This is a genomic window from Maribacter antarcticus DSM 21422, assembly GCF_000621125.1.
Classification (GTDB): Bacteria; Bacteroidota; Bacteroidia; order Flavobacteriales; family Flavobacteriaceae; genus Maribacter; species Maribacter antarcticus.
This window is the reverse complement of record NZ_JHZC01000008.1, coordinates 42258-53960: the sequence shown is the minus strand read 5'-3', so window position 1 is coordinate 53960 and position 11703 is coordinate 42258. Positions and strand designations below refer to the sequence as shown.

Sequence of the window (11703 nt, the reverse complement as noted above, 5' to 3'; positions counted from 1 at the left end):
TTTTTATGCTACTTCATATCCGTTACTGGCTTCCAAAAGCAGAAACCAATCCTGTAATTCCATTTCAATTTCTAATGCTTTCATTGCCATTGCTAACCTGTCTGGTGTTGCCGTGCCCACCACTGGGCAGACCTCAGCTGGATGCTTCAATACCCAACTCAACAACAACTGGTCTTCGGTAGCATTGTACTTATTACAAAGACTTTTCAATACTTTTTTAATGCGCTTGGTCTTAAGGGAATCTTCCTTAAAATAACTTCCCAAGGGACTCCAAGACATGGCCAAACGTTTATTAATTATACAATCGTCCAAGGAGCCATCACCCATGACATTATTGGAGGTAAGGGAAAATTCCAGTTGATTTCCCTCTATGGGCATAACCGTTTCGATTAGGGCAATTTGAGAGGGATTAAAATTGGACACCCCAAATTGTCTTATCTTACCTTCTTTTTTTAATTTGGCAATTGCCTCCGCAATTTCACTAGGATGCATAAGCGGACTGGGCCTGTGTAGCAAGAACATATCTAAATATTCTGTTCGCAACGCTTTTAAAGAACGCTCGGCAGACCAAATAATATAATCCTTACTATAAGCATAATGTTTTATGTTGTTGCTTCTACTTTTAACATCGAATTGGATACCACATTTACTTATCAGTTGTATATCCTCGCGGTTAATATCGCTTGTTGCAAATGCTTTTCCAAACTGCTCCTCGTTTGTATAATCCCCATAGATATCCGCATGATCAAAAGTGCTAATATACTGCTCGAGACAATGGTGTATCAACTGCTCTATTCGCTGCTCCGAAAGTTGTTTCCCCCAGTCACCCCAAGTCATAGTTCCCGCGATTATTCTGGAATAATTGGTGGTTTTGGTCATCTATTTGAGATTCACTTTATAATTAATACTTATTCATTTAAACGGATTGAAATCGTCAATGTCCGCCTAATTGCTGTTTGTAGGTTTTCATGGCCAAGTGAAATTAAAAAGAATCCCTTAAATACTTCATAAAAATAGGGGCTTTTCCTTTTTTTTAACCAATCGTTAACAGCTACTCAGTGAATAAATTTTCAATTTGCGTAACTGTTAAATTAATAGCCTATCATTACTTAATATATATTTTAATAAATGGAAGAAAATACACCAGTTGACATTAGCGCTGTAAATGAGAAAATAGCTCAGGAAAGCGCTTTCATAGATTTACTAATTCCCGAAATGAATAAAGTAATTGTGGGTCAAAAACATATGATCGAAAGGTTGCTTATTGGACTTTTAGGGCAGGGTCATATTTTGTTAGAAGGTGTTCCGGGATTGGCAAAGACCTTGGCAATCAACACGCTTTCTAAAGCTGTAAAAGGAAGTTTTAGCAGGATACAGTTTACACCAGATCTTTTACCTGCGGACGTTGTGGGTACCATGATTTACAACATGAAGGAGAATGACTTCTCTATTAAGAAGGGACCGATTTTTGCCAACTTTGTATTAGCCGATGAAATTAACCGTGCTCCAGCAAAGGTGCAATCTGCTCTTTTAGAGGCGATGCAGGAGAAACAAGTCACTATTGGGGACACTACGTTTATTCTTGACAAGCCCTTCTTGGTTATGGCTACACAAAACCCGGTAGAACAGGAAGGCACCTATCCCTTACCGGAAGCCCAAGTTGACCGTTTTATGTTAAAAACGGTAATAGATTACCCAAAGATGAACGAGGAGCAAATGATCATGCGCCAAAATCTTCTTGGCGCATATGAAACTGTTAATCCAGTAGTCTCCGTAAAACAAATCCTAAGTGCACAAAAAGCGGTTCGCGAAGTGTACATGGACGAGAAGATTGAAAAATATATATTGGATATTGTCTTTGCAACCAGGTATCCAGAAAAATATAATCTAGAAAATCTAAAACCACTTATAAGTTTTGGGGCATCACCAAGGGGAAGTATAAACCTTGGTATTGCTGCTAAATGTTATGCTTTTATAAAACGAAGAGGATATGTGGTGCCAGAGGATGTTAGGGCCGTAGTGCTTGATGTGCTTAGACACAGAGTAGGCATTACCTACGAAGCGGAGGCAGAAAATATCACCTCAGAAGAAATTATTAACAAGATTGTAAACGAAATCGAAGTACCCTAGGAGCAGCAGATTACAGATAGAACTAGCAGCTACTTTATTTCTGCTATTAAATACTGTTCCCTCTAAACTGTTTACTAAAACCAAATGGATACTAAGGAATTACTCAAAAAAGTACGTAAAATAGAGATAAAGACGAGACGTCTTTCCGACCATATTTTTGGTGGGGAATATCATTCTACGTTTAAGGGAAGGGGTATGACCTTTAGCGAGGTTAGGCAATATCAATTTGGGGATGATGTTCGGAGTATAGACTGGAATGTTACAGCTAGATATAATGAACCTTATATTAAGGTGTTTGAGGAAGAGCGCGAGCTTACCATGATGCTTGTAGCGGATATAAGCGGTTCTGAACTATTTGGAACTACCAATCAATTTAAAAACGAAATAGTAACCGAAATTTCCGCAACCTTGGCCTTTAGCGCGTTACAGAACAATGATAAAGTAGGGCTTATTCTGTTTTCGGACCAAGTAGAGCTTTTTATTCCACCCAAAAAAGGGAAGACCCATGTACTACGAATCATTAGAGAGTTACTGGAGTTTAAGCCAAAAAGCAATAAAACAGATATTACCCAAGCCTTAAAGTTCTTGACCAATGTAATGAAGAAGAAAGCAATTGTTTTTGTGCTATCGGATTTCATAGCATCGGATTACGAACGTAGCTTGAAAATTACAGGCAACAAACACGATGTCACAGGAATACGAGTGTACGATGAGCGAGAGGAAAATATTCCAAATTTGGGTATGGTACAGATGATGGATGCAGAAACAGGTGCGTTACAATTAATAAATACAGGCTCCAAAAAAGTCCGCAATACCTATGCAGAATTTCACAGGGAAAGGCTTGATTATTTTAAAGAAACATTCAAAAAATCAGGTTGTGGCGTTTTGGACTGTCGTGTAGATGAGAGTTACGTTAAAAAATTATTGGGCTATTTTAAACGAAGATGATGATGCTAGAGACCAATACTAAAACCTACCCATGCCCTTTTGGGCAACGCTACCGCAATTCTGCTTCTAAACTACTAGGCTGTATTCTTGTCATTTTGTTATTGATAGGATTTCAGGGATTTTCTCAGTCCAAACCAACCATAAAAACCCAAATTGATACTACCTATATTAGAATTGGCGAACAAATACAATGGCAGGTCTCCGTCGAAATAGATTCTACTGACCAAGTCATCTTTCCAGAAGGCCAAACCTTTTCACCACTAGAAACGGTAGAAGCCTATGCCACAGATACTACAAGAAAAAAAGACCGTCTCACCTTACAAAAAATATACGCGCTTACACAATTTGATTCCGGTTCTTATAAACTACCAAAACAACGTATAGAAATTAATGGAGTCGGCTATTTTACAGATTCGCTCCAAATAAACGTTGAAACAATTCCTGTGGATACCTTAGCGCAGAAGATGTATGATATTAAACCCTTGATAGCGGTTGAAAAAACAAATCCCGATTGGTGGAAGTACCTATTGGGAGGGATTCTAATTCTAGCTATTTTAGGTGGACTCTTTTATTGGTTTGTTCTCCGAAAAAAACTATTGAGCGAAGAGGAAAAAGAAGCCCTATTGCTGCCATACGATCGTGCGCTGCTGGAATTAAAACGTTTGGAAAATTCCAAATACCTCATTCAAGACGAGTTTAAAGAATACTATTCCGAACTTACAGATATCGTGCGTTCCTATTTGGAAGAAGACGCCCAGATTTCGGCCATGGAAAGCACTACAGGCCAGTTGATAGACAAACTTGAACTATTGAGCGATTCGGGAGAATTAGAGTTAGAAAAAGACACTATTGATCAGTTTAAGAATATTCTACAGACCGCAGATTTAGTAAAATTCGCAAAATCGAAACCTTCTATGTCAGTTGCCGAACAAGATTGGAAAACTGTAGGTCAAATTGTAGAAAAAACCCATAAGGCCATCCCCGAACCTACAGCGGAGGAACTCATGCAACTGGAGGAGTACCAAGAAGAATTGGAGCGTAAAATAAAGAAGAAAAAAGTCATCCTGGGGTTAGCGTCCTTAGCAGCATTATTGATTGTTGGCGTTGCCATAGCAGGTTTCAAATATGGCTTTACCTATCTTAAGGATTCTGTAATAGGCAATCCCACTTTGGAATTACTAAAGGGTAGTTGGGTGTCTAGCCGATACGGGTTTCCTCCTATCATTGTAGAAACGCCTAAAGTCCTTGTAAGACAAGAAATTAAACTTCCACCAGAGGCAAAGGCAAACATTAGTGAGATACAAGCATTCGCCTACAGAAGTGCTGTAGGGCTTTTCACAGTAGCTACAACCTCAGTTACCTTGAGCCAAGAAGCAGAACCTGATTTTACCCAGACGATAGAACAAATAATTAAAAACTTCGAGGTCCAAGGAGCCAAGAACATTATAACAAAACAAGAAGACTTCGTTACCATTAGTGGTGTTAAAGGCCTAAAAGTGTATGGCAGTGGTAAATTTGCTGTACCAGAATCCAAGGTATTAATCAAAGGAAAATATGCCGTTTTGTTATTTGGCGGTAAAGGGTTTCAGCAATATATTATTTTAACCTGGCTAGACGATGACCCTTACGCACAAGACATTGTAGATAGAATATTAACCACTGTTGAAGTAAAAACAGAAATTTAGATGTTAGAGAACATAACATTCGCAAATCCAGACTTCTTTTGGCTATTTCTATTATTGCCATTCGCTGTTATATGGTATTCCTTTAAACAAAAGGAAGAAACGGCATCTGTTCGAATTTCAAGTTTAAAAGGATTTAGTTATACTAGTTTTTTGCCAAAACTTAAACCCCTTCTTTTTATACTTCGCCTGTTTGCGCTTGGTGCCATTATCGTAGCAATGGCAAGACCACAAACCGAGGATATTTCTACCAGAACAAAAACTACGAAGGGAATAGATATTGTTATGGCCATAGATGTTTCTTCGAGTATGTTGGCCCGTGACCTAAAACCTAATCGCTTGGCGGCATTAAAGAAAGTAGCAGCCGATTTTATTAAACAAAGACCTAACGATCGCATTGGATTAGTGGCCTATGCCGGTGAAGGGTACACCAAAACTCCCATAACCACGGACAAGACCATCGTACTTAACTCCCTTAAGGATATTACGTATGGGCAATTAGAAGACGGCACTGCCATAGGCATGGGGTTAGCAACCTCAGTAAACAGATTAAAAGATAGCAAGGCTAAAAGTAAAATTATTATTCTTTTAACGGACGGTGTCAATAATTCTGGCTTTATTGAGCCCCAAACCGCTGCCGACCTGGCAATTGAATTTGGCATAAAGACATATACGATAGGTTTAGGCACCAACGGAAATGCCCTTACGCCTATTCAATACAATCCAGACGGCTCTTTTAGATACGGTATGCGGCAAGTAGAAATAGATGAGGAATTACTAAAAGACATAGCCAAAGTGACGGGTGGTAAATATTTTAGGGCCACCAATAATGAGGCCTTAGAGGAAATTTACGATGAAATAAATAAATTAGAAAAAACCGAGATAGAAGAATTCAAGTACTACCGCTATGAGGAAAAATTTAGACCTTGGATATGGGTTGCGGGTATTTTGTTACTTCTTGAATGGTTACTAAGAAACACAGTATTTAGAAGTTTTGTATAAATCATGATACAGTTAGACGAGAAAATATATTTTTATTTGCTGCTCATCATACCGGTGGTCATCGTACTGTTTCTGATTTTGCTCGTCTGGAAAAAAAAGACACAGCAGAAATTTGCGAACGACTTCCTTTTGAAAAGGTTGACGCCCAATCGCTCCTATTACAAAGGTACCCTAAAATTGATTCTTTTTCTTTTAGGCCTTTGTGGGTTGATTATAGGTCTTGTGAATCCTAAAATCGGTACCAAGCTAGAAACGGTAAAAAGAGAAGGTGTAGATATTGTTTTTGCAATAGATGTTTCCAAAAGTATGCTGGCAGAAGACATTGCACCCAACAGAATAGAAAAGGCCAAGAGATTGGTATCGGAAATCATTAACCAATTGGCAAGCGACCGCATCGGTATTATTGCCTATGCAGGACAAGCTTTTCCGCAACTTCCTATTACCACAGATTATGGCGCGGCAAAAATGTTTTTACAGAGTATGAACACAGATATGTTGAGCTCGCAAGGTACCGCCATAAACGAGGCCATAGAATTGGCAACTACCTTTTACGATGATGATGAACAGACCAACAGAGTCCTTTTTATAATCTCTGATGGGGAAGATCACTCTGAAGGTACTACGTTGAACTCCGTAGAAGATGCCGTAGATGAAGGTATTCGCATTTATACTATAGGTGTTGGAAAACCCAAAGGAGCTCCCATTCCCCTAAAACGCAACGGTATTCTAGAAAGTTTAAAGAAAGATTCTCAAGGCGAAGTAGTAATTACCAAATTAAACGAAGAAATACTGGTTGACATATCGGATGAAGGTAATGGGAAATATATTGATGGCTCCAACACAGAAGAGGCCGTAGAATTCATAAAAGAAGAGTTGCTTCAAATGGATAAGAAAGAATTTGAGGCCAAGCAATTTGCTGAATATAAAAATCAATTTCAATGGTTTCTAGGAGCAGGTTTTTTGCTGCTATTTCTAGAGATTTTTGTTTTAGACCGAAAAACAAAATGGTTAAAAAAATTGAATTTGTTCAACGAAAAACAGATAGATTAAGATGAAAAAAATCACATACCTAATTCTGATTTTTATTGTGTCAACACCACTCTTTGCACAAGAAGAGGACTTAAAGGCAAAAGAAAAAAGTCTTAAAAACTCAAAAAATTATACCTGGGAAGGAAATAAAAAATTGTCAGAAGATAATTTTATAGCTGCCGAAGCTGATTATAGGGTAGCTATTTCCGAAAGTCCAGAAAATGCGATAGCCCCTTTTAACCTCGGTAACGCATACTATAATAATGAAACCTATAGTGAAGCCTTTGGTAGGTTTAAAGAAGCCGGCGTGAGCGCTACAGCCAAAACAGAAAAGCACAATGCCTACCATAATATGGGTAATGTTTTTATGAAGCGTAAGGACTATGCCAAAGCGGTGGAAGCCTATAAAGAAGCCTTACGAAACGACCCTACCGACGAGGAAACCCGATACAATTTAGCCCTAGCCAAAGAACTCTTGAAAAAAGACGAAGAAAACAAAGACAAAAATCAAGATAACAAAGACGAACAGGATAAGGAGGATAAAAAAGACCAGGATAAAGAGGGGGACAATGAGGACGAAAAAGACCAAGACAAGAAAGACGAGGGCGATAAAGGGGATGAAGGAGATCAAGACGATAAGGGCGACAAGAAAGAAGATGAAGGTGATGGCGATGATAAAAAAGAACAAAATAAAAAACCTGAACAAGGAGATAACCAAAAAGATCAACCTCAGCCCAAACCCAACCAACTCTCCAAACAACAAGTAGAAAACCTGTTAAGGGCGATGCAAAATGCAGAAAAAAAAGTACAGGAAAAAATTGATGCAAAGAAAGTGCAAGGAGCAAAAGTAAAAACAGAAAAGGACTGGTAGAATAAAAATGGATTTTAAAAAAAGTATCGTATTCGTAAGCATATTTCTGTTTGGCTTCCTCTTAAAAGCACAGGACATGGCTGGCGTTACGTTTGAAATGAAGTTGAGCAAGCCCAAGCTAGGGCTTAACGAACGCTTAAGAGTAGATTTTACCATGAATAAGGACGGAGATAATTTTAATCCACCCGACTTTGCTGGTTTTAAAGTGCTCATGGGACCATCTCAATCTATAAGCTCTTCATGGGTAAACGGTGTGCGCAGTTATTCCAAATCCTACTCCTATACCTTGGCTCCAACAGCCAAGGGAAAACTAAGGATTAACCAAGCAACTATCATAATCGGTGGAAAAATCTATAAATCGCTCCCTGAGGAAATTGAAGTTACCGCTGCCGTAGATAAGCCTAGCGACCAGATGACTGCAGACGATATAGCTGATGAAAACCTTCATTTAGTAGCTGAAGTTTCTAAGAGTAATCCCTACATGAACGAAGCGATTACCGTAGTATATAAACTATATGTAAGCCCATCTATAAGCGTATCCAACTATCAACCTTTAGACAATCCGAAATACAATAATTTTTGGAGCCAAGATATTAAAGTTACCAGCCTAAATGCCAAAAATGGAACTTTTAAAGGAAAACCCTATCGCTATGTCATATTAAAGAGGGTGGTTTTGTATCCTCAGAAATCTGGCAAGCTAGAAATAGAACCGCTTTCGTTGGATGTTACCGTAGACGTTCCGACGAATAAACGTGATTTTTTTGGTGGTAGAGTTTATGCTCAAACTAACAAAACAGTTTCTGCCGGTAATAGAAACATTAATGTAAAAGCACTACCGTTAGAAAATCAGCCAGCGGATTTTAAGGGTGCTGTAGGCGATTTTAATTTTTCAGTCACCACGAGCAAGCCAAGTCTAAACGCTTCGGAGTCCTTGCAAGCAGTAGTTGAAGTAACGGGAAAAGGAAACTTAAAACTATTTAAACTACCTGAATTGAATCTTCCCAGTTCCTTAGAGGTATACGAACCAGAATTTACAGAAGGTGTGCGCACCACACTAGGTGGTATGCAGGGAAAAATAAACAACAGCTATACTATTGTGCCTTCCTTTAAAGGTAAGTATCCATTACCATCCATACCTTTTAGTTTCTTTAACCCGAAGACAGAGACCTATACTACTTTAAAATCTAGTGAAATTATCATAAACGTTTTGGAAGGGCCTAACAGTGCTGCGAGTAATACCCTTAATTCGTCTAGCACAAACAAGCAAAGTGTAATTGCAGCTAATCGTCAGTTTAACTTTATAAAGCTAAACGCGAATCTTAGTCCCATTGGCAGTGCGTATTTCTTTAGGTCTACTCTATTTTATTCACTGTTATTGATACCATTACTATTCATTCCTGTTGCAATCTTGTTTCGTAAAAAACGAGAAGAAATTGCAAGTGATGTAATGGGAAACAAAGCAAAAAAAGCAAACCGGTTGGCCAAACGCTACTTATCAAAAGCAAAAAAAGAATTGGGTAACAAGGAGTCCTTTTATGTAGCTTTGGAAAAGGCCCTGCATAATTATCTAAAAGCTAAATTAAAAATAGAAACATCAGAGTTCAGTAAGGACAAGATATCTGAACTTCTACTACAAAAAAATGTAGATGAAGCTACAATAAACGGCTTTATAGCATTACTAAAAAACTGCGAAGCGGCAAGATATAGTCAATTTTCCAATGTACAGATGCAGCAAGACTACGAAAAAGCAAGTGAAGTAATATCGCTAATAGATAAGCAAGTATAAAATCGTGAAAAACATCATCATCATATATCTTTTATTTTTAACCTTTATTGGTACAGCTCAAAATACGCCTGCTTTTGATCAAGCTACTACCTCTTACAACAATGGAGTGTATGAAATAGCCATTGAACATTATAAAACTATTTTGGATAGTGGTGCACATTCGGCTGAACTGTATTATAATCTTGGCAATTCCTATTACAAATTAAACGATATTCCTAATAGTATCTATTACTATGAAAAAGCACTGGTATTAGCACCTAATGATACTGAAATACTGAATAATTTGGGGTATGCACAGCAAATGACCTTGGACGCGATAGACACGCTACCGAAAACCGGTTTGTCCCGATTCTACAAAAAAATAACCAATGCACTTCACTTTGACCAGTGGGCCTATATGGCTGTTTTTTTTATGATTCTGTTTGTATTACTGTATATTTTATTCTATTATTCTAAGTACTCTTCAAGAAAAAGGTGGGCATTTATTGGAAGTATTACCTGCTTATTTATTTCACTAATCACCATTACATTCGCCTATATGGCTCAAAGTGATTCTAATGCGAACCAACCTGCAATTATCTTCACGGACGAAATTGGTATTCAGGCAGAGCCTAATACCACAAGTGGTGAGGTTTTTGTTTTACATGCAGGTACCAAAGTCAACGTATTGGAAGAGCTAAACGACTGGAATAAAATAAGGCTAGCCGATGGGAAAACTGGTTGGGTAGCTTCTGAGCATCTAAAATTGTTAAAGGATTTTTAGTTAATTTTAACATATTCCAATAGTATTACTTTTATATTTACTTCTTTAGTATGAGCGTGTTACTATGAAGCTTTCTGTCGTTATATTTTTTTTCATCTTGTTTACATGTATTATTCCTCCTACGTGCCTTTTAGCCGAAGGAAGAAAGTTAAAGAGACCTTGAAGTGTCCTATTTTACGTGTAACCTTATTGTTGTTTATAACAATGAAACAAAAGTATGTCTATCGAACGTTACCATGACAAATCTTTAGAGGTGATTCTTGCACTACCCAAATAAAATGGATGCTTTTATAAGACTACGCTTCGCAAAACTAATTTTAACATATTTCTGTATCGTAAATCATTTATATAGCATTGTTTTTTTAAGGGTTAACTAATACTACTTTATGGTCTCTTACAAACATGGTAGTATTAATTTATATTGATTTTACAAATGGCTATGGCCTATGTATAGGGTGACACGGTATTGAACACAGTTTCAAAACAATACAATCGGCACGTTATGTAGTAAAAAAATAAAAATAGTACTTAGCTAATAGAATAATAATTTTTTAAGGAGAGTAGCTATTGCCAAATGACTAGAGATTAAGATTTCTTTAACAACATTTATTTAAAACACAATACTGGATAAATGCCGAGAAATAAAAGTAAGATTAGTCATGTACTCGATTAACGAAAATAAATATGAAAACACATACAAAAGAAACACAATCAACTATTACCCCAGCAAAGTCATTACAATTCCTAAAGGAGGGAAACCAAAGATTCCAAGATAACTTAAAAGCGAATAGAAACCTGTTAGAACAAGTTAATGATACGAGCGAAGGACAATTCCCCTTTGCTACTATTTTAAGTTGTATTGATTCAAGAGTTTCAGCAGAATTAGTTTTTGACCAAGGACTTGGTGATATCTTTAGTATAAGAATTGCAGGTAACTTTGTTAACGTAGATATTTTGGGTAGTATGGAATTTGCATGCAAGCTTGCCGGAACCAAATTAGTCGTTGTTTTAGGTCATACCAGTTGTGGTGCTATTAAAGGTGCTTGCGATCATGCACGAATGGGTAACCTTACTGCTTTAATAAACAAATTGGAACCTGCTGTTGCTGCGGTTAAAGAACCAAAGGATGAACAGATTAGAAACTCTAAAAACCTTGAATTCGTAGACAGGGTCTCCGAAGAAAACGTTCATCTAACCATAGAAAATATTAGGGAACGTAGTCGAATTTTGGTTGATATGGAGCAGAACGATGAAATAAAAATTATCGGAGCAATGTATGATCTTTCTACCGGGACTGTATCTTTTTATGAATAAAAAATTAAGTAGTCCTGCATAAACAAAATCATGTGTTCTTTTCTTTGAAGAAGCTTAACACTACTCACACATATACCACACTGCTGAAGAGAATGCTTAGGACATAAAAAATAATTAAGAAGACCATCAAATGGTAAAACGAACTGTTAAACGACATGGCTCGAATACCATATAACAC

Annotated in this window: 10 protein-coding genes; 9 read left to right on the top strand and 1 reads right to left on the bottom strand. The window is 37.4% G+C overall.

Annotated features, from left to right (window positions below; genetic code table 11):
* Positions 1–3: 3 nt before the first annotated feature.
* The gene (locus tag Q360_RS0108695; protein ID WP_027076740.1) at positions 4–879 is read right to left on the bottom strand and encodes an aldo/keto reductase; all 876 of its coding nucleotides are present in this window, start codon (positions 877–879) and stop codon (positions 4–6) included.
* A 249-nt stretch (positions 880–1128) separates the two neighbouring features.
* On the opposite strand from Q360_RS0108695, the gene Q360_RS0108690 reads away from it, so the two are divergent.
* The 9 genes from Q360_RS0108690 (at position 1129) to Q360_RS0108650 (ending at position 11525) form a co-directional block, all read left to right on the top strand.
* On the top strand, positions 1129–2130 hold the full coding sequence (locus Q360_RS0108690; RefSeq protein WP_027076739.1) for an AAA family ATPase: 1002 nt from the start codon (positions 1129–1131) through the stop codon (positions 2128–2130).
* Positions 2131–2214: 84 nt separating this feature from the next.
* Positions 2215–3078, top strand: coding sequence for a DUF58 domain-containing protein (locus tag Q360_RS0108685; protein ID WP_027076738.1), 864 nt, complete (start codon positions 2215–2217; stop codon positions 3076–3078).
* A complete protein-coding gene (locus Q360_RS0108680; protein ID WP_245603227.1) occupies positions 3075–4763 on the top strand; it encodes a hypothetical protein in 1689 nt (562 codons plus the stop codon). Before Q360_RS0108685 ends, Q360_RS0108680 begins: the two co-directional genes overlap by 4 nt.
* Positions 4764–5762, top strand: coding sequence for a vWA domain-containing protein (locus tag Q360_RS0108675; RefSeq protein WP_027076736.1), 999 nt, complete (start codon positions 4764–4766; stop codon positions 5760–5762).
* A gap of 3 nt (positions 5763–5765) precedes the next feature.
* Positions 5766–6812 carry a VWA domain-containing protein gene (locus Q360_RS0108670; protein WP_027076735.1) on the top strand — a complete coding sequence of 349 codons (1047 nt, stop codon included), beginning with the start codon at positions 5766–5768 and terminating at the stop codon, positions 6810–6812.
* A 1-nt stretch (position 6813) separates the two neighbouring features.
* Entirely contained in the window at positions 6814–7662 is an 849-nt protein-coding gene (locus Q360_RS0108665) for a tetratricopeptide repeat protein (RefSeq protein ID WP_027076734.1), read from the top strand.
* Positions 7663–7669: 7 nt separating this feature from the next.
* Positions 7670–9448, top strand: coding sequence for a BatD family protein (locus Q360_RS0108660; protein ID WP_027076733.1), 1779 nt, complete (start codon positions 7670–7672; stop codon positions 9446–9448).
* A gap of 4 nt (positions 9449–9452) precedes the next feature.
* Positions 9453–10211: a tetratricopeptide repeat protein gene (locus Q360_RS0108655; RefSeq protein WP_027076732.1), complete on the top strand. Its 759-nt coding sequence runs from the start codon at positions 9453–9455 to the stop codon at positions 10209–10211.
* Positions 10212–10895: 684 nt separating this feature from the next.
* Positions 10896–11525 carry a carbonic anhydrase family protein gene (locus Q360_RS0108650; RefSeq protein ID WP_027076731.1) on the top strand — a complete coding sequence of 210 codons (630 nt, stop codon included), beginning with the start codon at positions 10896–10898 and terminating at the stop codon, positions 11523–11525.
* Positions 11526–11703 lie beyond the last annotated feature (178 nt).